The 21,104-nt window shown below is 65.7% G+C and carries 22 protein-coding genes; 12 read left to right on the plus strand and 10 right to left on the minus strand.

Annotation, left to right across the window (positions count from 1 at the left end; all coding sequences use genetic code 11):
* Positions 1-337: 337 nt before the first annotated feature.
* On the plus strand, positions 338-2,653 hold the full coding sequence (locus tag GJ654_RS17380) for a PAS domain-containing sensor histidine kinase (protein ID WP_196305605.1): 2,316 nt from the start codon (positions 338-340) through the stop codon (positions 2,651-2,653).
* A 184-nt stretch (positions 2,654-2,837) separates the two neighbouring features.
* Here GJ654_RS17380 and GJ654_RS17385 read toward each other — a convergent pair whose 3' ends face one another.
* The gene (locus tag GJ654_RS17385; protein ID WP_319802135.1) at positions 2,838-3,146 is read right to left on the minus strand and encodes a 4a-hydroxytetrahydrobiopterin dehydratase; all 309 of its coding nucleotides are present in this window, start codon (positions 3,144-3,146) and stop codon (positions 2,838-2,840) included.
* Positions 3,147-3,173: 27 nt separating this feature from the next.
* On the opposite strand from GJ654_RS17385, the gene GJ654_RS17390 reads away from it, so the two are divergent.
* The 3 genes from GJ654_RS17390 to GJ654_RS17400 all read left to right on the plus strand — a co-directional run bounded on the left by GJ654_RS17390 (position 3,174) and on the right by GJ654_RS17400 (position 5,503).
* On the plus strand, positions 3,174-4,106 hold the full coding sequence (locus tag GJ654_RS17390; RefSeq protein ID WP_246664799.1) for a hypothetical protein: 933 nt from the start codon (positions 3,174-3,176) through the stop codon (positions 4,104-4,106).
* A gap of 3 nt (positions 4,107-4,109) precedes the next feature.
* Positions 4,110-5,033 (plus strand): heparan-alpha-glucosaminide N-acetyltransferase, encoded by a 924-nt coding sequence (locus GJ654_RS17395; protein WP_155447448.1) that lies wholly within the window; start codon positions 4,110-4,112, stop codon positions 5,031-5,033.
* Between the two features lie 203 nt (positions 5,034-5,236).
* Entirely contained in the window at positions 5,237-5,503 is a 267-nt protein-coding gene (locus GJ654_RS17400; protein WP_246664800.1) for a KGG domain-containing protein, read from the plus strand.
* 158 nt (positions 5,504-5,661) lie between these two features.
* Here GJ654_RS17400 and GJ654_RS17405 read toward each other — a convergent pair whose 3' ends face one another.
* Genes GJ654_RS17405 through petA form a run of 3 tightly spaced genes read right to left on the minus strand, consistent with a single transcriptional unit; the run spans position 5,662 to position 8,371 of the window.
* Positions 5,662-6,498 (minus strand): cytochrome c1, encoded by an 837-nt coding sequence (locus tag GJ654_RS17405; protein WP_155447449.1) that lies wholly within the window; start codon positions 6,496-6,498, stop codon positions 5,662-5,664.
* 10 nt (positions 6,499-6,508) lie between these two features.
* Positions 6,509-7,816, minus strand: a complete 1,308-nt coding sequence (locus GJ654_RS17410; protein ID WP_155447450.1) for a cytochrome b — start codon at positions 7,814-7,816, stop codon at positions 6,509-6,511.
* A 30-nt stretch (positions 7,817-7,846) separates the two neighbouring features.
* On the minus strand, positions 7,847-8,371 hold the full coding sequence (gene petA, locus GJ654_RS17415) for a ubiquinol-cytochrome c reductase iron-sulfur subunit (RefSeq protein WP_155447451.1): 525 nt from the start codon (positions 8,369-8,371) through the stop codon (positions 7,847-7,849).
* Positions 8,372-8,673: 302 nt separating this feature from the next.
* Between petA and GJ654_RS17420 the strand changes: the two genes are divergently transcribed.
* The 3 genes from GJ654_RS17420 to GJ654_RS20885 all read left to right on the plus strand — a co-directional run bounded on the left by GJ654_RS17420 (position 8,674) and on the right by GJ654_RS20885 (position 10,383).
* The gene (locus tag GJ654_RS17420) at positions 8,674-9,204 is read left to right on the plus strand and encodes a tRNA (cytidine(34)-2'-O)-methyltransferase (protein WP_155447452.1); all 531 of its coding nucleotides are present in this window, start codon (positions 8,674-8,676) and stop codon (positions 9,202-9,204) included.
* On the plus strand, positions 9,158-10,060 hold the full coding sequence (gene hemF / locus GJ654_RS17425) for an oxygen-dependent coproporphyrinogen oxidase (protein WP_155447453.1): 903 nt from the start codon (positions 9,158-9,160) through the stop codon (positions 10,058-10,060). Before GJ654_RS17420 ends, hemF begins: the two co-directional genes overlap by 47 nt.
* Before the next feature lie 125 nt (positions 10,061-10,185).
* Positions 10,186-10,383 carry a DUF2158 domain-containing protein gene (locus GJ654_RS20885; protein WP_196305606.1) on the plus strand — a complete coding sequence of 66 codons (198 nt, stop codon included), beginning with the start codon at positions 10,186-10,188 and terminating at the stop codon, positions 10,381-10,383.
* Positions 10,384-10,392: 9 nt separating this feature from the next.
* Here the strand turns inward: GJ654_RS20885 and GJ654_RS17435 are convergent, their stop codons facing one another.
* The 3 genes from GJ654_RS17435 to GJ654_RS17445 all read right to left on the minus strand — a co-directional run bounded on the left by GJ654_RS17435 (position 10,393) and on the right by GJ654_RS17445 (position 12,727).
* Positions 10,393-11,358 (minus strand): extensin family protein, encoded by a 966-nt coding sequence (locus GJ654_RS17435; RefSeq protein ID WP_264586288.1) that lies wholly within the window; start codon positions 11,356-11,358, stop codon positions 10,393-10,395.
* Positions 11,359-11,520: 162 nt separating this feature from the next.
* Positions 11,521-11,967 carry a DUF2852 domain-containing protein gene (locus GJ654_RS17440; RefSeq protein ID WP_155447456.1) on the minus strand — a complete coding sequence of 149 codons (447 nt, stop codon included), beginning with the start codon at positions 11,965-11,967 and terminating at the stop codon, positions 11,521-11,523.
* A gap of 103 nt (positions 11,968-12,070) precedes the next feature.
* Complete coding sequence (locus GJ654_RS17445; RefSeq protein ID WP_246664801.1) at positions 12,071-12,727, minus strand: TetR/AcrR family transcriptional regulator; 657 nt, start codon at positions 12,725-12,727, stop codon at positions 12,071-12,073.
* 99 nt (positions 12,728-12,826) lie between these two features.
* Here GJ654_RS17445 and GJ654_RS17450 point away from each other — a divergent pair, with 99 nt between their 5' ends.
* Entirely contained in the window at positions 12,827-13,075 is a 249-nt protein-coding gene (locus GJ654_RS17450) for a hypothetical protein (protein WP_155447457.1), read from the plus strand.
* A gap of 160 nt (positions 13,076-13,235) precedes the next feature.
* Here the strand turns inward: GJ654_RS17450 and GJ654_RS17455 are convergent, their stop codons facing one another.
* Together GJ654_RS17455 and GJ654_RS17460 are read right to left on the minus strand one after the other, a co-directional pair.
* Positions 13,236-14,219: a crotonase/enoyl-CoA hydratase family protein gene (locus tag GJ654_RS17455; protein WP_155447458.1), complete on the minus strand. Its 984-nt coding sequence runs from the start codon at positions 14,217-14,219 to the stop codon at positions 13,236-13,238.
* A gap of 298 nt (positions 14,220-14,517) precedes the next feature.
* Positions 14,518-16,131, minus strand: a complete 1,614-nt coding sequence (locus GJ654_RS17460; RefSeq protein ID WP_155447459.1) for a RecQ family ATP-dependent DNA helicase — start codon at positions 16,129-16,131, stop codon at positions 14,518-14,520.
* 184 nt (positions 16,132-16,315) lie between these two features.
* Here GJ654_RS17460 and GJ654_RS17465 point away from each other — a divergent pair, with 184 nt between their 5' ends.
* The 4 genes from GJ654_RS17465 to GJ654_RS17480 all read left to right on the plus strand — a co-directional run bounded on the left by GJ654_RS17465 (position 16,316) and on the right by GJ654_RS17480 (position 19,420).
* Complete coding sequence (locus GJ654_RS17465; protein WP_155447460.1) at positions 16,316-16,705, plus strand: c-type cytochrome; 390 nt, start codon at positions 16,316-16,318, stop codon at positions 16,703-16,705.
* A 99-nt stretch (positions 16,706-16,804) separates the two neighbouring features.
* Positions 16,805-17,302: a GNAT family N-acetyltransferase gene (locus GJ654_RS17470; protein ID WP_155447461.1), complete on the plus strand. Its 498-nt coding sequence runs from the start codon at positions 16,805-16,807 to the stop codon at positions 17,300-17,302.
* 147 nt (positions 17,303-17,449) lie between these two features.
* Positions 17,450-19,048 (plus strand): hypothetical protein, encoded by a 1,599-nt coding sequence (locus GJ654_RS17475; RefSeq protein ID WP_155447462.1) that lies wholly within the window; start codon positions 17,450-17,452, stop codon positions 19,046-19,048.
* Between the two features lie 144 nt (positions 19,049-19,192).
* Positions 19,193-19,420 carry a hypothetical protein gene (locus tag GJ654_RS17480; RefSeq protein WP_155447463.1) on the plus strand — a complete coding sequence of 76 codons (228 nt, stop codon included), beginning with the start codon at positions 19,193-19,195 and terminating at the stop codon, positions 19,418-19,420.
* A gap of 45 nt (positions 19,421-19,465) precedes the next feature.
* On the opposite strand, the gene GJ654_RS17485 is transcribed toward GJ654_RS17480, so the two are convergent.
* A complete protein-coding gene (locus GJ654_RS17485) occupies positions 19,466-21,037 on the minus strand; it encodes a DUF1963 domain-containing protein (protein WP_155447464.1) in 1,572 nt (523 codons plus the stop codon).
* Positions 21,038-21,104 lie beyond the last annotated feature (67 nt).

Raw genomic sequence — 21,104 nt, forward strand, 5'->3', positions numbered from 1 at the left:
CAGTACGGAGAAGCGGACAGGCGTTTATACGCAACGTCACGTTCCGCTTCTTTGTGGACACGGTTTTTTTTTCGCGAACACCTGGATCTTACGCTAGGTTAGGCCGATAGCGGACCGGCATGCAGCTGACGCGTTGCCGCTCGGTTTTAGCTGGTTTACTAAAAATTTACTCTGGACAAAAAGCCGCCGCGGGACTCAGATAAGGGTGATTCGTGAGCAGTGTGCGTCGCTCAGATTCACCCCAAAATTCAGCAGTCGATTCCCCCGACGGGAGCCCTTCATGGCGCGTGCGAACGCGGCAACATCGTCCTTTTGCCTGGACACACCGACATCAGGAATGTTCGCCGCTTCGCGCAACGCGGGGGGCCAGAGACCGGCCGCGACCCCGCCGGTCGTTGACGCCCCTGCGCCCCGCAAACCTGCCCGCGTCCCCTCGCCCAAACCCTCCCGCGTCGAGCCGACGCTGCGCCGCGTCGTCCCCATCGCGGCCGTGCTGTTCCTGCTGCTGCTGCTGAGCCTCGCCATCGACGCCACGCTGGGGACCTACTATCAGGTTGAGCCGGAGGCTCTCGCCGAACTCGAAACCATCGGCCAGCTCGCCGCCGACGACATCCATGCGGCGCTGCGCCGCGCCGAGCCCGGCGCGCCCCCCTCGGTCGTGCTCGGCTCCGCCCGCCGCCACGTTTTTGCTCGCGGCCGTTCGGTCATGCTGACGGATCGCGAGGGTCAGATCGTCGCCGCCTCGCCGGAGGGCGCGGCCCATGGCGCGCTCGCCGCCCGGCTCGGCGGCGCGCCGCTCGCGGTCCTCGGCGAAAAAGCCGGCGCCATGCGCATTTCGGGACCGAACGGCGACCTGCTCGCCTCCGTGCGCAATCTCGAAGGACCGTTCGGCCAGATCGCCGTGGTGCAGCCGCTCGAACAGGCCTTCGCCGAATGGCGCGCCAGCGCCTTGCGCACCGTGCTGTTGCTGCTCGCCACCTCCGGCATGCTCGGCCTGCTCGGCTTCGCCTTCTACACCCAGGCCCGCCGCGCCGCGCAAGCCGAAGCCGAGCGCGCCCGCATCCGCGCCCGCATGGACGCGGCGCTGGACCGCGGCCGTTGCGGCCTGTGGGACTGGAATCTCGCCACCGGCCGCATCCACTGGTCGGAATCGATGTATGACCTGCTGAGCATGCCGTCGCGCGAGGAATTCCTGTCGTTCGGCGAGATTCGCGCCCTGCTCCACCCCGAGGACGGCGATCTCGTCGGCATCGCCGAGGATTTGACCGCCGGCCGGCTGGAAACTGTCGATCACGCCTTCCGCATGCGCAACGCCAACGGCGCCTTCGTCTGGCTGCGCGCCCGCGCCCAGGTGATCCGCGACGCCGCCGACGGCCAACCGCATCTGGTCGGGATCGCCATCGACATTTCCGAGGAAAAGCGCCTCGCCGAGCGCAGCGCCGCCTCGGATCGCCGCTTGCGCGACGCCGTGGAAACGATTTCCGCCGCCTTCGTGCTGTGGGACGAGCACAACCGTCTCGTGCTCTGCAATTCCAAGTTCCAGCGCCTGCATGGCCTCAGCGACGCCTGCGTCGCCGCCGGCGCCACCTACGCGCAGGTCATGGCGCATTCCCAGCCCGTCGTTCAGGAAAGCGAAACGGTTCACGACGCCGATGGCGGCGGGCGCGTCTACGAGGCCCGCCTCGCCGACGGCCGCTGGCTGCAAATCAACGAGCGCCGCACCAAGGACGGCGGCTACGTCTCGGTCGGCGCCGACATTTCCGACCTGAAGCGGCACGAACAAGGCCTCCTGGAGGGCGAGCGCAAGCTGATGGCGACCATCGCCGACCTGCGCAAATCCCGGCAGACCCTTGAACTCCAGGCGCAGCAGCTCGCCGAACTGGCTGAGCGTTATCTGGAGCAGAAGGCGGCCGCCGAGTCCGCCAACCGCGCCAAGAGCCATTTTTTGGCCAACATGAGCCACGAGTTGCGCACGCCCCTGACCCACATCATCGGTTTTGCCGAGATGATGGAGAATCAGATCTTTGGCGACATCGGCCATGCCCGCTATCTCGGCTATGCCGGCGACATCCGGAAATCCGGCGAATATTTGCGCGCCGTGATCGGCGACGTGCTGGAAATGTCCCGGCTGGAGGCCGGCGTGGTCGCGCTGGCGGCGCGCGAATTCGATTTCGCGCCGGCGCTCGACCGGGCGATCGAAGCGTTTTCCGCCTGCGCCGAGGCCAAGCAGGTCACCCTGTCCCTCGAATCCTCCGGGAGCGAGACGGCTTATGCCGACACCGAGGCTTTCGACAAGATTCTCGACACGCTGCTCAAGAATGCGCTCAAGTTCACGCCGCAGGGCGGGCGCGTGACCCTGCGCGGGCGCTGCGAGGCCGCGGGCTGCGAGATCGTCGTGGAAGACAGCGGCTGCGGCATGAGCGCCCAGGAGATCGAGCAGGCCTGCCACCCGTTTGAACAAACCTCGCCGCTGATGGAAGACGGCATGAAAGGGCCGGGGCTCGGTCTGTCGATCGCCCGCTCGCTGGTCGAACTGCACGGCGGCCGGCTGCAGATCGAATCGGCGCCGGGTCAGGGCGCGCGGGTGCGCTTCGCCCTGCCCGGCCCCCGCCACGCCAGCGCCGAAAAGATCGCGCTCACCACCGCGGCCTAAAGGGGACGGGATCGCATTGCGCGCTCCACTCCTGTTGATTGGGGCAGGCCAAAAGGGCGCGATGCTTCCCTGTCCCCAGCGGGAGCTTTTTTGGCTCGATGGCCGGGGACAGGAACGAATTGCGCCCCAGAATCGAGCGTTTCACCGCGAGTCCGCAGCGCGCAATTCGATCCAATCCCCTTCGTCACCCCCGCGCGGCGCGTGCGTAAACCGTCTCCATGCGGGCGGCGAGGGCAATGTCTTTTTCCGTCACGCCGCCAGCGTCGTGGGTCGTGAGTTCGACCCAAACCTTGTCGTAAATATTTTTCCATTCGGGGTGGTGGTCGACACGCTCGCAATAAAAGCCGACCTCGACCATGAAGGCCACGGCTTCGGAAAAGCCTGAAAAGCGGAAGCATTTTGACATTCGCTTTTCGTCTCCGCTCCACCCCTCCGGAAATCGCATGGTTCCCTCCCCTTTGCGCCTGACGCGACAATGGCTAAAACGCGCCATCTTAACCCATGGATCGCCGCCGCCCTCATGCGCCAAATACTCGCCCTCGCCCTGCTGCTGCTCGCCGCGCCCGCCTTCGCCCAGGGCGCTCAGGGGCTCGTCAACGAAACCGCCGTGACCGTGAACAACCGCTCGACGCCGGAACTCTGCGCCGAACGCGACAATGTGGCGCTGGAGTTCGTCTCGCCCGAGGTGCGTCACATGGAGGTGCAGGCGACCCACCCCTCCTATATCGGCATGATCCGCAACGACCGCTGGGCGCCGGATTTTTCCGCCTGCAACATGCCGCACGGGGAAGGCGCGCTTCCGCGCAAAACGTTCTATGAATCGCCCACCCTGTGGCTGACCGGCCTGACCGATCCGGCTTTTTGGAGACCGGGGACCGTCCCCATAAGAGTGGGCGACCGCGTCGAGACCGGTTTCAATTACATCCAGCTCTGGATGCTGTTTCGCGAGCGCGCCGAGGAGGTGCTGGTCCTCTATCCCTCCGACGGCTATTGGCGGATTCGCCCGCTGCCGTTCGGCGACATGCGCTGGACCGCCTATGGCTCCTCCTTCCTGATCGGCCCCGTGGAAGTGCAGGACCGCCCGATCGTCGCGCTCAAGGACATCGTCTTCGATCCCGAGAAAAAGGCGTTCACGCTCAATTTCGCGCGCGGCGGCTCGGCGGTGGTGACGCTCAAGGCGGTCGACCAGGAGCATGTCGCGCTCGACGTCGCCTATTCCGGCGCCATGCCCGAAAAACTGCCCTTCGCCGCCATGCGATCCATGTATGTGAGCGAGAGCAACGCCGATGTCTCCGCCGTGGCGTGGCGGGTGAAGGACGGCGCCGGCTGGGGCGAATCCCCGATCCTCTCCTGGAAGGGCGGGCAAGTCACCGAGCTTTGGGCCGGCCGCGCCACGCCGTCGCGGCACAATCAGTCCGCACCCGACATGATTTTTTCCCACTTCCGGCCCTGAGCCATGAGCCGGCGGCTGCCCTGGATCGACGCCGCGCGCGGCGGCGCGCTGCTGGCCATGGCCGCCTATCATTTGACCTGGGATTTGGCGGAATTCCACTGGATCGACGGTGCGGTCGTCGCCTCCCGCGCCTTCCATTTTCTTGGTCACGGCATCGCGGCGAGCTTTTTGGCGCTGTCTGGATACAGCCTGGCGCTGGCGCGTCGCGCGCGGGGAAAAACCCTTTGGCGCGATCCGCATTATTGGCGGCGCTGGGGGCAGATTGTCGCCGCGGCGGTCGCCGTCACGCTTGCAAGCTACCGGCTCTTTCCCGAGGCGCCGATCTTCTTCGGCATACTCCACTGCATCGCGCTGTCGAGCTTGATCGCCCTGCCGTTTGTCGAGGCGCCGGTCGCCGTGACGATTCTTGCCGCGGGATTGGCCTTCGCCGCGCCGCTACTGGCCTCTTCGCTGTTTGACGCGCCCCTCTGGTGGTGGACGGGGCTGTCGGCGATCAAGCCCGCCAGCAACGATTATCGGCCTTTGCTGCCATGGCTCGGGTTCATGCTTCTGGGGGTGGGGCTCGCTCGACTCCCCGCGCGTGCGGAGAGGGGGCCGGCGCAGCCCTTCATCAAGCCCCTCGCCCTCCTGGGGCGGCATTCCCTGGCCTTTTATCTGATCCACCAGCCGGTCCTCTATGGCGCGCTCGCCCTGATCGGCCCTCAGGCGGCGATCGACGAGGCCGGCTTCCTCGCCCAATGCGCGGCCCAATGCGCCGGCTCGGGGGTCGACGCCGCCCACTGCGAAGCCTCCTGCGGCTGCGTCGTCATGCGAGCGAAGAGCGCGGGACGTTGGCGCGCCCTCGCCTTGAACACACTCGATGAAGCGCAGAAGACGGCGACGCACGAGGACGCCGTCGCCTGTTACGCGGACGCCGCCGCGCGCTGAACAGCGAATCAAAATCAGTCAAAACTGAAAAATTTCAAATCATTCCCGTCAATCCGGGGAATCGCCTAGGCGAGTCCCCGAACTATTTTCGAAACGCAATCGGGGTCACGAATTTGTGATCGGGATAAGTGCGACTCGATGAAGCCGAAGCTGCGCTAGGCGCGTTTGAGGAGCATTGGTTCCGACACGCCCAGAGGATAACGATGGAACACGCAGCACCCCCCAAGAAGTCCACCCGGGGCTTCGCCTCGATGGATCCGGAAAAGCAGCGCGCGATCGCGCGAAAAGGCGGCGAGAGCGTGCCGCGCGAGAAGCGCAGCTTTTCCCAGAACGCCAGTCTGGCCGCCGAAGCGGGCCGCAAGGGCGGCAAGAGCGTCAATCCGGGCAACCGCAGTTTCGCGCGCGACAAGGATCTCGCCAAGAGCGCGGGACGCAAGGGCGGTCGAGCCGCGCATCCCGGAAGCGAATGAGACGCGCGAGCGGAATACGATTTCCGAACTTATCCTTCGGAAATCGTATCACTCCGGTCCACGATCCAGCGCATTCAAACAAAAGAGGCCCCTTTCGGGGCCTCTTGCTTTTTGACTTAACCCTGAGGAGCGCCGGCAAGGCGCGTCTCGAAGAGCGCTCAGTGCGCGACGCCGGACCAGATCTTCTTCTTGGTGAAGTACATCAGGCCCGCGAGGATGAGCAGGAAAGCCATGACGCGGAAGCCGATGCGCTTGCGCTGCTCCAGGGTCGGCTCGGACGCCCAGTACAGGAAGCTCGCGACGTCCTTGGCGTACTGGTCGAGCGTGGCCGGGGTCCCGTCGGTGTATTCCACCTGGCCGTCGACCAGGGGCTTGCCCATGGCGATCTTGTGGCCGGGGAAATAGGCGTTCCAGTTCGGATCCTCGTCCTTCTCGTAGCCATGCAGAAGGGCGTAGATGTAGTCGGGGCCGAGTTCCTGGTACATGCCGCCGGGAACCGGCAGGGCGTCAAAGATGAACTTGGGGAAGCCGCGTTCATACTTGCGGGCCTTGGCCACCAGCGACATGTCCGGCGGGGCGGCGCCCAGCGCGGTGGCCGCGGCTTCCGGGTTGGGGAACGGCGGCGGGAAATAGTCCGAGGGACGGCCGGGACGGTCGAACATGTCGCCCGACGCGTTCGGCCCATCCTTGATCGTATAGGAGGCGGCGAGCGCCTTGACCTGATCTTCCGGCAGCTCCGGACCGCCCGGCTGGCCGAGCGTGCGGATCGGGATCCGCAGCTCGTGACAGTTGGAGCAGACTTCCTTGTAGATCTTGAAACCGCGCTGCAACTGGGCGCGGTCGTAGGTCCCGAACGGACCCGCGAAGGTCCATTCCTGGCGGGTCGGGGTCGGCCCTTCCTGTTCGCTGGCGCGGGCGGCCGGGCTGGCGACGGCGGTCAGGCCGGCGACGGCCGCGGCGAGGCCAAGGGTCTTCGTGAGGGTTTTGAAGGTCATCGAACGGTCCTCACTTCCAAAGGCGCGTGGACTTGGTGGGCGCCTTGGCGGGCGCGGCCTTGACGGGTTCAGGCTTCGGCGGTTCGGCCTTGACGCCGGACTTGGCCAGGACGGCCTCGGCGATGGTGGCCGGGACCGGCAGCGTCTTTTCCCACCGGGGCAGGAAGGGCAGCAGCGCGAAGAAACCGAAGTACAACACGCTCAGGACGCGCGAGACGGTCACGTAGGGCTCCGCCGCCGGCATGGCGCCGCAATAGCCCAGGCCGATGCTCACGACCACGAAGGCCCAGAACAGCGCCTTGTACATCGGCCGGTACTTGGCCGAGCGCACCGGGGACTTGTCCAGCCAGGGCAGGAAGGCCAGCACGGCGATGGCGGCGAACATCGCGATCACGCCCATGAGCTTGTCGGGAATGGCGCGCAGGATGGCGTAGTACGGCAGGAAGTACCATTCCGGCACGATGTGCGGAGGCGTCTTCAGCGGGTTGGCCGGAATGTAGTTGTCGGCGTCGCCCAGATAGTTCGGCACGTAGAAGATGAACCAGCAGTAGACCAGCAGGAACACGGTGACGCCGAGGCCGTCCTTCATGGTCGCATGCGGGGTGAAGGGCACGCAGTCCTTCTCGACGTCCTTGATTTCGACGCCGTCGGGATTGTTCTGGCCGGTCACATGCAGCGCCCAGACGTGCAGGCCAACGACGGCGAAGATCACGAAGGGCAGCAGGTAATGCAGGGCGAAGAAGCGGTTCAGGGTGGGATTGTCGACGGAGAAGCCGCCCCACAGCCAGGTGGTGATTTCGTTGCCGAAGATCGGAATGGCCGAGAACAGGTTGGTGATGACCGTCGCGCCCCAGAAGGACATCTGGCCCCACACCAGCACGTAACCCATGAAGCCCGTCGCCATCATCAGCAGGAAGATGATCACGCCGAGGATCCACAGCACTTCGCGCGGATTCTTGTATGAACCGTAGTAGAGGCCGCGGAACATGTGGATATAGACGGCGAGGAAGAACATCGAGGCGCCGTTGGCGTGCGCGTAGCGAAACAGCCAGCCCCAGTTCACGTCGCGCATGATCTTCTCGACCGACGAGAAGGCCAGCGTCGCTTCCGGCGTGTAGTGCATGGTCAGCACGACGCCCGTGATGATCTGCGCGATCAGCATGAAGGAGAGAATGGCGCCGAAGGTCCACCAGTAGTTGAGGTTCTTCGGCGTGGGATAGGCCACGAACGAGCTGTGGGCGAAGCTCAGGATCGGCAGGCGGGCTTCAAGCCACTTCACCGCGCCGTTCTTGGGCTCGAAAGTCGAGAGTCCATGCATGTGAGATCTCTTCAAAATGACGAGGGAGCTTTAACCGATCTTGACCTTGGTGTCGGTCAGGAAGGCGTAGGGCGGCACATCAAGGTTGCGCGGGGCCGGCCCCTTGCGGATGCGCCCGGACGTGTCATAGACCGAACCGTGGCACGGGCAGAACCAGCCGTTGTATTCGCCCTGGTTGCCGAGCGGAATGCAGCCGAGATGGGTGCAGACGCCGATGACGATCAGCCATTCCGGCTTCTGCACGCGCGACTTGTCCGTCGCGGGATCGGGCATGCTCGCATTGTCGTCGCCCTGGGCCGCCTTGATCTCTTCCGGCGTGCGGTGGCGGATGAACACCGGCTTGCCGCGCCACTTGACCGTGACGATCTGGCCCGCGGGAATGGCGCCGATGTCGATCTCGGACGAGGCCATCGCCAGCGTCGAGGCGTCCGGGTTCATCTGGCTGATCAGCGGCCACAGAACGGAGACGGCGCCGACGGCGGCGACCGATCCGGTGGCGACGTAAAGAAAATCTCTGCGACTGGTTTCATCCGTCGAAGGCGTGGCTGTGGACAAGGCGACATCCCCAGGTTTCGAGCGCGCGCCCTGCTGCTCGGGGCGGCTCTGCTTGCTCGCGATCAGCGAGGCGGCTTGACGATACGCGGTCCGACTAGCGACGCCGCGCGGCGGAAAAATTTCCCTCCCGCTCGCAACCGCGTCGCATGTGACGCGATGACGAAATGCAGGCCAAGGGAGGCCATTCGGCAGGCGCCGCTATTTGGCGCCTTTCAACTCCATTGTCCATAGAACGGACTTGGCGATTTGTTAGGCGACGAACAAAGTTTTGCCGTCGCTTTGGGCGCCGCTATCATCGTCGGATGAATCAGGAGCCCTCGCGAGCGCCTCCCCTGTGCCTCGCCCTTTATCAGCCGGACATTCCGCAGAATGCGGGGACGATGCTGCGGCTTTGCGCGTGCCTCGGGATCGAGGCGGCGCTGATCGAGCCCGCCGCCTTCCCCCTTACGGACCGTCATTTTCGTCGCGCGGGTCTGGACTACCTCGACCAAGTGATGATGACGCGGCACCTCTCGTGGCGCAATTTTGAGCAGTGGCGCGCGACAAATGGACGCAGGTTGCTGCTACTCTCCACTCATGCGGCCTCGCCCTACCACGCATTCGCGTTCCGCCCCGGCGACATCGTCATGGTCGGGCGCGAGTCCGCGGGCGCGCCGGAGGAGGTGCATGGCGCCGCCGACGCGCGGCTGCTCATCCCGCTCCGCGCTGGCGCGCGCTCGCTCAATGTCGCGGTCGCAGCCGCCATGGTCTTGGGCGAGGCGCTGCGGCAGATCGACGGTTTTCCAGATGGAGAGACATTTGACGGAAACGGAGTTGGACCAGCGCAAAAGTGAAGCGGCCGAATGGTTTTCGACCTTGCAGGGGCGGATCATCGCGGCTTTCGAGGCCTTGGAGCGGCGCGACGGCGCCTTCGAGCCGGACGCCGAACCCGGACGATTCGTGCTGTCGCCCTGGGAGCGCACCAATCACGACGGCGCGCCCGGCGGCGGCGGCCGGATGGCGCTGCTCAAGGGACGGCTGTTCGAGAAGGCGGGGGTTCACGTCTCCACCGTGCACGGGACCTTCGCGCCGGAATTCGCCAAAAACATTCCCGGCGCGGCGGCCGACCCGCGATTCTGGGCGGCGGGCATTTCGCTGATCGTCCATCCGCGCAATCCCAACGTTCCCGCCGCGCACATGAACACAAGGCTGGTGGCGACTTCAAAGACGTGGTTTGGCGGCGGCGCCGACCTCACGCCGGTCCTGATGGAGCGACGCAGCCAGGACGATCCGGATACGCAAGCTTTTCACGCCGCCATGCGCGGCGCCTGCGCGGGTCACGGGGTCGCCGACTATCAGCGGTTAAAGGCCTGGTGCGACGACTACTTCTTTTTGCCCCATCGCAATGAAGCGCGCGGGGTGGGCGGCATATTCTATGATGAACTCGAAGCCGGAGGCGAAAATTTCGGTCCCGCCTTCGCCTTCACCCGCGCCGTCGGCGAAGCCTTCGCCGATATCTATCCGAGGCTGGTCGAGGCCAACATGGACAAAAGCTGGACGCCGGCGCAACGCGAGGAGCAGCTGGAACGGCGCAGCCGTTACGTCGAGTTCAACCTGCTCTATGATCGCGGCACGATTTTTGGACTGAAGACGGGAGGCAACATCGACTCGATCCTATCCTCCATGCCGCCGGTGGTGACATGGCCCTAGAGCTTTTTCACGTTTCATGGAAACATGAAGAAGCTCTAGATTCTTGTTTTGACGCATTTTCTTCACGCGAACCGGTTTCCACTTCGCTTGAAAACGCTTTGAAACCTTCTTCAAAGGACCCCAAAATGGAATTCCGCCCAGGCGATCTCGTGCAACTGAAGTCCGGCGGCCGCTCGATGACGGTCGTCAAGTCCGAAAAAACCACTGTCGATGTGATATGGTATGCGGAAACCGACGACACGATCCGCAACGCCACCGTCCCCGCCGCCTGCCTCGACGTGATCGAACTCGACGACGAAGAGGATTTCGAGGACGACGAGTAGTAAGCGCGCCTATTTCCGCCCGCGCGCCGGCAGGTCGAAATCGGCCGGGGCGCCTTCAGGGACGAAAACGCCGTCCGCGTTCATGGTCCCGCGCGTGGGCGCAGCAGGCGCGTGGGACGCGTGCAGCTCCGTGGGCGCCGCGACACGATTCGGCGGCGCCGCACGGGCGACCACGGACGGCGCCGCGAGACTGGGCCCGGGACGGGTCGCATAGCTGTTTTGTGTGCGAGGGGGGCCGCCCTGGGCGATGTCCAGATCGTCCTCGATGTCCGGCGCGTCGGGCAGATTGTCTTTTCGCGACGGCGGCTCGGTTCGTTGCGGGGCTGGCTTGCAGATGCGGCGCGGTCCGGTGGACGTCATGCCATGCATCGCCAGGTCGATGTGGATGTGATTGTAATGAAAAGCGTTGGAGCCGGGGCTGAGCACGGTGGCGAAATGCTCGCAGGCGCCATTGTGCAGGTCGCGCAAAAAGGCCTGGGTCTGCGCGTCGCCGCGCGTCCAGTCGTGGACGATGACGATTTTCCGCCCGTCGGCCAGAACGAAACCGCCGATATCCAGCGCATTGCCGAAAGCATGTTCGGACAGCCGCGCGCCAAACTGGTTGTTCATGCCCCGGCACCCATAGGAGCCCATCGAATCGATCTGCGCGACCGGCTGGCCGAAGCGGGCGCTCGCCGCCGGCTGAACCGTCTCGGTCACCCAGGCCTCGAGTTCCGCGACCATGGGGCAGTCGAGGGTCTGGGTTGAGTTGAACAGGACTTTTCCGCCCAGCAGCGCCGTGACTTTGAGCGGGCGCGTCAAGCCGCAGATCGAGGGCCCATCGATCTCGTGGCCCGCCGGCTGGATATAGTTCGACAGGACAACCTGGTTGCGGGCGAAACAGGCCGCTTCCGCCTGTGCGCGCCACGCGGGCCGCTCGGCGCCGCCGAACTTGCCGCACCCGGCGAGCGCCGCCAGACACAGCAGCGCGGCCACGGCGCCCACGCGCCGGGACCAAATCGGGAGTTCAGGTTTTTGCGCGCGCGCCATCCCCGAGAAATCGCGCGTTCAGCTTAACTTGCGGTCAAAAGAATTGGTTAACGTTTCAAATCTTACGCGCCGTAACCTGGGCAGGCCACGGCGCGCGATGTTCAAGCTTTAGCTCTGCGGTTGCTCGGGCTTGCCGCGGCCGGCCATGAACCGTTCGAAATCCTCGCGATCCTTGGCGTGGCGCAGGCCTTCGAGATAGTCTTCGAAAGCCTTTTCCGCCTCGAAAATCTTGCGCCGCTCCTCGGCGAGGCGCTCCAGCTCCGCCTTGCGCCAGTCGTCGAAGGCCGCGTTGCCCGACGAACCCGGCCAATCGCGGAAGTTGCGCGCCATACCGCGCAAACCGGCGCGCTGTTCGAATTCGCCCCATTTCTCCTGGGCGAATTCGCCGAAATCGCCCTTGTACCGGGATTTGGCCTGCCAAATCTTCCAGAACAGGATGGCGAGGCCGATCGGGGCCCACCAGATGAATCCGATGACCATCGCCAGGACTTCCATCGGCTTCCAGTTCATTCGCCCGCAGCGGCCCTCGCCTTGGGCATGGGTGTGACAGCTCATGATGTTTCTCCGCCACCGCCACAGGACGAAGCCCGGCGATGCGGATGTTATATGAATTTACATCGAGACGGTTTCCAGAGGGGCGCGCGCGAAAAATTAGATTTCAGCTTGCGGGAATTACTGAGGCGATGCCGAGCGCCTTGCGCATCGCGCCTTCAACCAGCGCGGCGACGCCCGAGCCGAGAATTTTTGAGGCCTCGTCGGGCGTTTCGAAGTGCCCGGACAACATCAGGTCGGCCACGCCGTGGCTCATCGCCCAGATCTGCACGGCCAAGGTCTCGGCGTCGCGTTCAGGCGCGTGGAAAAAGCGCAGCACCTCCACCGTGGTGCGCACCTGCTCGTCAAACGCCGCGCGCGCCCTGTCCGAGGGGTGGCGCAGCAGGCCGGCGTCGCCGAACATAGCCCGGTAAAGGCCGGGCTCTTCGCGCGCGAAAGCCAGATAGGCCTCGCCGCGACGACGCAGCGCCGCGACGGGGTCCGGCTTGCCGCCATCCCAGGCGCGGCCGAGCAGCTGGTTGAAATGTGTAAATCCGTCCTGCGCCAGGGCGGCGACCAGCGCGTCGCGATCGGCGAAATGGCGATAGGGCGCGGCGCCGGTGACGCCGACGCGCTTGGCGGCCTCGGCAAGGGTGAAGCCGGCGAGGCCGCGCTCCGAGATCAGCGCGCGCGCGGCGGCGAGCAGGGCTTCGCGCAGGCGTCCGTGATGGTAGGAGCGCCGCCCCATGCCCCGCCATCCGCATCCCCCGGCGTCACCGCCCATGCCACCCGCCTCAATCCCGTCGCATTGCAGCCCAACTTTTCAACCATTGATCGCGCATTTCAGCAGCATCGGCAAATGCAAGAGGTTTGTGCTTAACTTTTGATCATTTTTGCGCGACCTGCCCGCAATTCGGGCGTCCCTGCACAGGGAATGAAATTTCCCGGAGGCGTCATAAAAACTACATTTATGGCCGGAGGAAACGAAAAATTAACCATCGGGTTGTTAACCTCTCTTTACGAGTGGCTAAATCGTGGGGTTCGGAACATGGTCACCGCTCTCAAGATTGAAATCGTCTCGATCGCCGCCGCCTTCGCCTTCATGACCGGCGTGCTCGCCGCCGTTTGGTGAGCGCCTGGCGCGCTTCCGTTTCCGACAAACTCAAACGGCGCGCTCCCGGGAGCGCGCCGTTCGCTTTTGAGCGGAACGATTCGCGCCCTTTGGGGACACGAACGAATTGCGGCCATAGGATTCAGCAAACCGCCCGACCCCGAGCGCGCAAAAAATTCGATCATGTCCCCGGCTTGAAGCGGGCGCTCGACGTCTGGCCGAACAGCCGGTCCTGGGCTAAAGCCAGCATCTCCATCTTGCGCAGGTTGATCGGCGCGAGGCTCATCACCGAATCCACCCAGACATCCGTGACATCGCGGAGTTCCTGCAGGGACAGCGGCATGACCCGGCGCCGCACCTCGCCCATGGCGACAAGCAGTTTCTGTCGCTTGGATTGCTCGGCGACATAGGCCTGCGCGCGGGCCGCGCCCTCCCCCTTGTCGACAAGGATGTCGATCAGCCCCATGTCGAAAAAATCCTCGGATTTGTACATCCGGCCGCTCAGCATCAATTTTTCGGCCCGCGCGCCGTCGAGGCGACGCGACAGGAGGCTGTAGGCCCCCATGCCAGGAAACGTGTGGAACAGAGCCTCGGGAAAACCAAGATTGATTCCGCGCTCGGCGATGATGACGTGGCTGCTCAGCGCCGCCTCCAGCCCGCCGCCCAGCGCGTCGCCCTCCAGCAGCGCGATCGTCACCACGCGCGCGTCAAAACCGTCATAATTGTTATAGATCGCGTCGCAGCAGGCATAGGCGTAGGCGCGCAGGGACTCTTCGTCGCCAGCGCGCACCCGGTCGAGGAAATAGCCGAGATCGCCACCCATGTTGTAGACGCCCGGGCGCATCGAGGCGCCGATGAAAAATTTCACGGGCGTCTCGCCCAGGGCCCGATGTTCGGCGCGCAGTTCGTCGCCAAGGGCGTTGATCTCGCGCAGCATCGGCAGCGTCCAGCTGACGGAATTTTCATGCCGCATGTTGCACCAGAGGGCGCCATGGCGCGCGTCGAAGCGCAGGTCGAGGGTGTCGCGCGGCCGGTCGAACCACGCGAGCGCCGCCTGACCCGACGGGCGAGCGCCCGGCAGAGTTTCCCGCAGCATGTTCGACGCGGCGCCGCCCTCCAGGCGCTGCGCCGATGGAAGCGATGAGAAGTCGATCAACGTCGTCATGGCCGAACGCTCTCCGATCCGCTTTTTCCGTCGCCACCAAAGGCGACGCCCGTGAAAATTGGCATGCCCCGAAACACTGTCCCGGCGTCCTGTCGCAACGGTGACGGCAAACCTTAACAAAAACCTAACGCGGAAAATGTTACATTCGTGCTCGAACGCGCATTTTCGCAAGGAAAAAGGATTAGGGCGTTCGCGACGGAAATTCAGCCGGATATATTTATCCGTTGCAATTCAAGGCGGCGCCAGGGAGCACGCCAGGGTTGCAAGATGCCTCGGCGCAGCTGGCGTCCGCGCAAGCTCAGTCATCGCGGACACTCTCGAGAAGCGCCGCGCCATGCCGCGCCAGCAGCCCTGATTCGTCCCCGGCGCGCGCCAGCAGCGCCGCCAGGGAATCCGGGGGCTCGACGGCGAGCGCCAACAGACCCGCCTCGCCGATCAGCCGGACCGGCGCGACGCCCAGCTTTCGCGCCAGCGCCTTGCGCGCCTCGCGCAGACGGCGCAATCGGCGCGATTCCGTCACGGTGAGCGCCGCATCCGGCGGAGCCGGCGGAAGGAAGGGGGCGCGAAGCTCCTCGCCCGGTTCGTCGCCGAAAGGGGGGACGACGGTCCAGCGGCCAAGCGACCGGGCCAAAACCCGCTTCAGACCCGAGCGGACGGCGTGGGGCGCGCGGGCCACGGCCTGCGCCGCGGCGCGAAAACGGGCCACGCCGCTGCGGCAATTGTCGCACAGGCCGCAGGGCGGGCAGGCTTCGCCCAGCGGCGCCAGCAGCGCCTGTTCGCGGCAGCCGGTCGTGGTGAAGTAACGAATCAGCGCCGCCGCCCTCTCGGCGGACGCCGGATCGATGCGGGCGATGTCCGGCCGGGCGTCGCTTAAAGCGCGCAGGCGGGCGGGGTCGAACAGGGCGATGGCTTCGGCGGGCCGACCGTCGCGCCCGGCGCGGCCGGTCTCCTGGTACAGGGTTTCGACGTGGTCGGGCAGACCCGCATGGATGATGGTGCGCACGTCGGGCTTGTCGACGCCGAGGCCGAAGGCGATGGTTGCGACCATGACCATGTCGGGACTTCGCAAAAAGGCGTCCTGCCGCTCCTCGCGCGCCTGACCGGGCAATCCCGCATGATAGGCGGTCGCGTCCAGGCCGGCGTCGGCCAGCGCCGCCGCAATGTGCTCGGTCTGGCGCCGCGACGCGCAATAGACGATGCTGCTTTGTCCCCGCCGCGCCGCGACCAGAAGCGCAATTCGCCGCGCGGGATCGCCGGAGCAGGCCTCGACGGACAGGCTGATGTTTGGGCGGCGGAACGAGCCGATGATCAGGCGCGGCGGAGTCGAAAACAGTTTTGAGATGACCTCATCGCGCGTGCGCGGCGCGGCGGTCGCCGTGGCGGCGATCATCTGGGGATGGCCGAGCGCGGCGGCGGCCTCGGCGATGCGGCCATAGTCAGGACGGAAATCGTGACCCCATTGCGACACGCAATGGGCCTCGTCCACCGCGAGCAGGCGAACGCCGGCCTCGCGCATTTTTTCGCGCGCCTCCGGTTCGGCCAGACGCTCCGGCGAGAGATAAAGCAGCCGCAGTTCGCCCCTGGCCAGCGCCCGGCGGCAGGCTTGCGCTTCCCCAACATCCTGGTCCATGTGCAGGGCGCCAGCGGGCAAGCCCCTCGCGGAAAGCTTCGCCACCTGGTCGCGCATCAGCGCGATCAGCGGCGAGACCACCAGGCTCAGGCCGGGACGGGTCAGGGCCGGATATTGATAGATCAGGCTCTTGCCGCCGCCGGTCGGCCAGAGGACGAACAGGTTTTCGCCGGCGAGCGCGGCGGCCACGGCCTGCGCCTGCAAGGGCAGGAAATCGTCGAAACCGAACAGGGTCCGCAAGGCGTGTCGCTCGCGGTCGAGATCGATCGTCAGTTCCGTCATCCCGCCTCCCCTGCATAAACTTTAGGCCCGATGCCGCGAAAGTACAGGCTCCGAGACGAAGGCCGTGATTGTCAGCGTCGCGGACTCGTCTTATTTAATTGCTGCGCTTGAAATCCAGGCAGGTCACTGACGGTCGATCGCGCCGGCCGGGGCGCTCGGCGCCCGAACTAGGAAGGAAACAGGTATGAAACTCGTTCACGCTTTGTCGGCCGCGGCCGTCCTCGCCCTCGCCTCTTCCTCGGCATTCGCCGCCGGCGATCCGGAAGCGGGCGCCAAGGTGTTCACGAAGTGCGCCGCCTGCCATAAGGTCGGCCCCGGGGCCAAGAACGGCGTCGGCCCGGAACTCAATGGCCTCGCCGGTCGTCACAGCGGCTCGGTCGCGGGCTACGCCTATTCGGACGCCAACAAGAATTCGGGCATCACCTGGACCGACGCCAAGTTCAAGGAATATATCACGGCGCCGCAGAAGGTCGTTCCCGGCACCAAGATGACCTTCCCGGGCCTGCCGAACGAAGCGGACCGCGACAACATCTGGGCCTATCTCTCCCAGTTCAAGGCTGACGGATCCAAGTAAGCCCTCGGCATCGAACGGATTCGACGCCGGCCATCCCGATGGGATGGCCGGCGTTGTTTTTTGCGTCGGATCGGGTAAACCGGCGCCAAGGAAACGCCCATGACCGAATTGTCGCTCGCCTTCGCCCTGCAGACGCCCGCCGACCTGCACGCCATCCAGAAACTGGAGGAGCGCGCCTTCGGCCCCGGCCGTTTTGCAAAGACCGCCTATCGCCTGCGCGAGGGGATCGCGCCAGACTTGTCCCTGTCCACGATCGCCCGCATTGGCGGCATGCTGGTGGGCGCCTGCACCCTCACCCGGATCGCCGTCGGCGGCGCGCCGGCGCTGCTGCTCGGCCCGCTGACCGTGGAGGAGCCGTTTCGCGCCAGAGGCGTGGGCGAGGCGCTGGCGCAGCGCTCGCTGGACGCCGCCAAGGCCGCGGGGCACGGGCTCGTCCTGCTGGTCGGCGACCCCCCATTCTACGAGCGCATGGGTTTTGTTCGGGCCGCCTGGGGACAGTTCATGTTTCCCGGCCCGGTCGATCCCGGCCGCATCCTGTTTTACGAATTGCAGCCGGGCGCAGGCGAGGCGTGTCGCGGGCCGGTGACATCGGGCTAGAGTCTCCAAGCGAAGCGGGCGCCGGTTGACCAGCGCCACGCTCGCCGTTCTCGCGCGCCGGGGAAACCGAGGCTTCGGGAGCGCGACCGCGCCGCGGGTTGCCGGGTCGCCTGGCCTTGGCTATTCTGAGGCGACCGCGAGACCCCTATGAGCACACCGCAGCCGGAACGCTCCGAAATCGAGGCTGAACTGGCGCGGCTGCTCGCATCGCCGGACTTCGTGAAGAATCAAGGGGCTTCGAGCTTCCTCCAATTCGTCGTCGCCGAGACGCTCGAGGGGCGTGGCGACCGCCTGAAAGCCTTCACCATCGCCACGGAGGCGCTGGAGCGGAAGGATGATTTCGATTCCCAGTCCAATTCCGCCGTCCGCGTGCAGGCGCTGCGGCTGCGGCAATTGCTGCAAGCCTGGTACGAGGGGCCGGGCGCGCACAGTCCGGTGCGCATCCAGCTCAAGCGCGGGAGCTACAAGCCGGCCTTTGTGCGCGTGAGCGCGCCGCCGACCGTCGCCGCGCCGGAACGACCGTCCTGGGGTCGTCTCGCCGGCGCGTTTCTCGGCCTGTCGCTTTTCTTTCTCGCCCTCTTCGGCCTGATGACCGAACCCGCTTCGCCTCCGGGCGCCAGCAGCGCAAACGCCCCACCGATTCCCAGCTTGCACATCGAGCGCGGCGAGCGCGCGCCGAAAATCCTGTCCGACCTCGCGCAGGCGCTGGAAGTCGAATTCAGCGCCATGGACAATATCATCATAAAGAAGCCTGAAGCCGATCCCGCGTCCACCGTCAACGCCTATGCCCTGGCCCTCAGGCCGCTGGAGAAAAACTACGTCGCCGAACTCGTGCGGCTGAGTGACCAGACCATCGTCTGGGCCGAGCAGTTCCCCCTGCCGACAGAAGCCGAAGGGCTCACCCGGCAGGCCCGCGAACTGGCGCAGAGGCTCGGCGACGCCTATGGCGTGATCGACCTGGACGCCTTGCGGCTGCTCAACAAGTTCGATGGCATGCCGCGCGGCTTCAACTGCACGCTGACCGCCTTCACCTTCCTGAAGGCGCAGACCGTCGACCGCATGCGCGTGGCGGGCGAATGTCTGGAGATCGCCGTCGGCGCCAACGCCCGCGACGATGACGCGCGCGCCATGCTCGCCATCGCGCTGGTGTTTCGCTACATTTATGCGCCGTTGCAGAGCGACCGCGAGGCCGCTCTGGCCCGCGCCGAAAAGCTGGCGCAGGAGGCCTTCGACCTCGCGCCCCGGCGCGCCCGCTCCTATTTCGCGCGTTTCGTCACGGCTTTCGCGGCGCGGCGCTATGAAGAGGCTTTTTCCGCCGCCCGCACCGCCTTGGCGCTCAACGGCAATTCCACGCTCTTCGCGCGTCTGATCGGCACGGCCTATGTCATGCGCGGCGACGTCGAGGCGGGCATGGCGCTGCTCAGTCCGCTGGTCGACCTCCCCAACGAGACTTCGGCGGCGCTCGGCGCCGCGGCGCTTGGCCACACGTTGCGCGGCGAGAAGCGGGAGGCGGCGCAATTGCTGGCGCGCCCCGGCGCCTCCGGGCAGGCGCTGGCGATGATCCTGCAACTCAGCGCGTGCGGCGGCGAAGCCAATTGCGCGCGCGAACGCAAAGCAGAGTTGCACCGCGATTTCCCGGGGATCGCCGCGGACATCGAAGCGGCCCTCGACCGGATGGGCCTCGCCCAGTCGGTCAAGGCGCGGCTGCTCCCCGGTCTGCGCGCGGCCGACGCCGTCGCGCGGTGACGCGCTCACCGTCGTAAACATACTGAAACATGGGCGCTATCCGCGCATCACCCTTCCGTAACCCCTACAACCTGTCGCTATATATGCCGTTGCGTCAGACTAGCCTTGACGATCGGGAGACGATCCGACCGACGGGAGGGCACAATGAAACAGCAACTCGAACGAGCGCTGTACGAACTCTGTTACGCGCTCGCCGAGCTCGAGCAGGCCAGGGCCGCCAACCGTTGGCCGCAGGGCGCGGCCCAAGACTTCCGAATCGCCGAGAAGGGCGATTCGGTCATTGTCCTGCTTCGCCTGTCGCAATGGGGCCTGGAGACGGCCTTGCGCGCCCTGGGCGAAATCGATGCGGCGCAAGCGCGCCAACCGGGCTGATACGGTCCCGCCGCAGCCTCCGTCGCGCCGGAAGCCAGGCTCCGATCAGTCCGAAATCTGCGAGCGCAGCCTGGTCAAGTCGCCTTGGCCGAGCGCGCCATGGTCGATGGTCGCCGCCAGCGTCGCGTCATCGCCGAAGCGCCATTTGAGCAGCGCGCTGGAGACGAATTCGACCAGCACCGCCTGAATCTCCGGGTCGAAGCCGGGAAGGACGCGAAACGGCGGATGCCCGAGGCCGCACATTTCATGCGCCGCAAGCTTGCGCCAGCGCGCTTCAAAATAGTCGCGGAGCGCCTCCGGCAAGGGAAAGCCCCCGCAATACGCGTGTTTGGCCCAATCCTCCCGCAACAGTTCGTAATCATGGGCGAACAGCGCGGCATCCGGGTGATGTGCGGTGAGCGGCAGGCATGTCACACGCACCCTTTCGGCGCCAGAACCGCGTTCGGGGTCTGGCCCACGCTCGACATGGATGAGTTCGAGCGCCCGCAGCCGCTCCATCAGCTCCGCCGCAACCTCCTCTGAAAACGCTTCCGTTTCCGCGCGCACGCGCAGCTCCTCGGCGATGGCGCGCAACTGCTCCGACGCCGAGTCGAACGACGCGACCGACGCATTCCAGCCGTCGACGAGTTTTGGGAGATCCTCCGCCTTGCGCTCCATTTCGGTGAGCGTCGCCTGGGTCATGCCGCCCAGCTCGATCTGCTTGCGGGCGTTGGCGAGCTGCTTTTGCACATCCGGCAACGCCGCCTTGATCAGCGTCCTGCGTCGCGCCATGGCGGCCAGGGCGAAATCGGCCAGGGCGAGCGCGGACGCCCAATTGAACGGGTGATGTTTTGGGTCCGCAAGATCGAAGCCTTCGCGGAACGGGCGGTTGCGCGCCTCGTTGGCGTCGCCCGGGGCGAGCGGGTCGGGATCGCCGGGACCGACCGCGACAATGTCCAGGGGCCAGCGAGGAAAAGCATCGACGCGGCGGGGACCTTCGGCGTCGCCCGCCAAGACCACGGATTGCGGCCATGTGCAGCAGGCGCCGGGCGCCGGCGCCGGACGGGGCGCGGCGCGCTCGGCGAAATGCAGCGCCCGGAGTTCCCGTCCATCGTTGGGATCGATGAAGAAGGCGAGCCAACCTTTTCGCGGTCCGCGCCCGTTCCAAAGTCCCTCCGGCAGGTCGGCGCAGCAGATCTGCGCCAGGAACAGGCCGCGCTTCCCGGAAAATTTCGGCCAGGGCATTGCGGCGGGCATTTCGGGCGTCCCGCCGAACCAGCTGCGCGCCGGCTCGTCGCGACGGATCGGCACTTGCGGAACGAGGCGGGCGACGACGCGTCCATCCTGGCGGCGGAGCTCTTCCGCCGGCTCTTTTTCCGCACCCGGGGCCTCGGGATAGCCGACGCGGCGTTCGAACGGCACGGGGCGCGCGGCGACGCGGCGCTCGACGCGCCGCTTGCTCGCCAGCGCGCGCTCGACTCGGACGGCCGGCGCATAACAATGCGGCTCCAGTTCCGGCTCCGCCTTGGGCGCGGTCTCCGGCTTGTCGCGCGCAAATTTGCGTAAGGCGAGTCCGAGAAGCACGAACACCACCAGGAAGGCAAGATTGCCGACATACGCGAAGACGCCGCCGAACATGACGAGACACTCGTTACATACCTTTATGGACGTTAAGCCGCGTCCGTTAAGGAAATGTGGGCGTCAA

Source organism: Rhodoblastus acidophilus, from assembly GCF_009720655.1.
In the GTDB taxonomy this organism is placed as follows: Bacteria; Pseudomonadota; Alphaproteobacteria; order Rhizobiales; family Beijerinckiaceae; genus Rhodoblastus; species Rhodoblastus acidophilus_A.

Excerpts from the sequence above, each read along its gene's own strand:
- GJ654_RS17380 (WP_196305605.1), top strand. The coding sequence starts at position 338 with ATGTTCGCCGCTTCGCGCAACGCGGGGGGCCAGAGACCGGCCGCGACC.
- GJ654_RS17385 (WP_319802135.1), bottom strand. The coding sequence starts at position 3,146 with ATGGCGCGTTTTAGCCATTGTCGCGTCAGGCGCAAAGGGGAGGGAACC.
- GJ654_RS17390 (WP_246664799.1), top strand. The coding sequence starts at position 3,174 with ATGCGCCAAATACTCGCCCTCGCCCTGCTGCTGCTCGCCGCGCCCGCC.
- GJ654_RS17395 (WP_155447448.1), top strand. The coding sequence starts at position 4,110 with ATGAGCCGGCGGCTGCCCTGGATCGACGCCGCGCGCGGCGGCGCGCTG.
- GJ654_RS17400 (WP_246664800.1), top strand. The coding sequence starts at position 5,237 with ATGGAACACGCAGCACCCCCCAAGAAGTCCACCCGGGGCTTCGCCTCG.
- GJ654_RS17405 (WP_155447449.1), bottom strand. The coding sequence starts at position 6,498 with ATGACCTTCAAAACCCTCACGAAGACCCTTGGCCTCGCCGCGGCCGTC.
- GJ654_RS17410 (WP_155447450.1), bottom strand. The coding sequence starts at position 7,816 with ATGCATGGACTCTCGACTTTCGAGCCCAAGAACGGCGCGGTGAAGTGG.
- GJ654_RS17420 (WP_155447452.1), top strand. The coding sequence starts at position 8,674 with ATGAATCAGGAGCCCTCGCGAGCGCCTCCCCTGTGCCTCGCCCTTTAT.
- hemF (WP_155447453.1), top strand. The coding sequence starts at position 9,158 with ATGGAGAGACATTTGACGGAAACGGAGTTGGACCAGCGCAAAAGTGAA.
- GJ654_RS20885 (WP_196305606.1), top strand. The coding sequence starts at position 10,186 with ATGGAATTCCGCCCAGGCGATCTCGTGCAACTGAAGTCCGGCGGCCGC.
- GJ654_RS17440 (WP_155447456.1), bottom strand. The coding sequence starts at position 11,967 with ATGAGCTGTCACACCCATGCCCAAGGCGAGGGCCGCTGCGGGCGAATG.
- GJ654_RS17445 (WP_246664801.1), bottom strand. The coding sequence starts at position 12,727 with ATGGGCGGTGACGCCGGGGGATGCGGATGGCGGGGCATGGGGCGGCGC.
- GJ654_RS17455 (WP_155447458.1), bottom strand. The coding sequence starts at position 14,219 with ATGACGACGTTGATCGACTTCTCATCGCTTCCATCGGCGCAGCGCCTG.
- GJ654_RS17460 (WP_155447459.1), bottom strand. The coding sequence starts at position 16,131 with ATGACGGAACTGACGATCGATCTCGACCGCGAGCGACACGCCTTGCGG.
- GJ654_RS17465 (WP_155447460.1), top strand. The coding sequence starts at position 16,316 with ATGAAACTCGTTCACGCTTTGTCGGCCGCGGCCGTCCTCGCCCTCGCC.
- GJ654_RS17470 (WP_155447461.1), top strand. The coding sequence starts at position 16,805 with ATGACCGAATTGTCGCTCGCCTTCGCCCTGCAGACGCCCGCCGACCTG.
- GJ654_RS17475 (WP_155447462.1), top strand. The coding sequence starts at position 17,450 with ATGAGCACACCGCAGCCGGAACGCTCCGAAATCGAGGCTGAACTGGCG.
- GJ654_RS17480 (WP_155447463.1), top strand. The coding sequence starts at position 19,193 with ATGAAACAGCAACTCGAACGAGCGCTGTACGAACTCTGTTACGCGCTC.
- GJ654_RS17485 (WP_155447464.1), bottom strand. The coding sequence starts at position 21,037 with ATGTTCGGCGGCGTCTTCGCGTATGTCGGCAATCTTGCCTTCCTGGTG.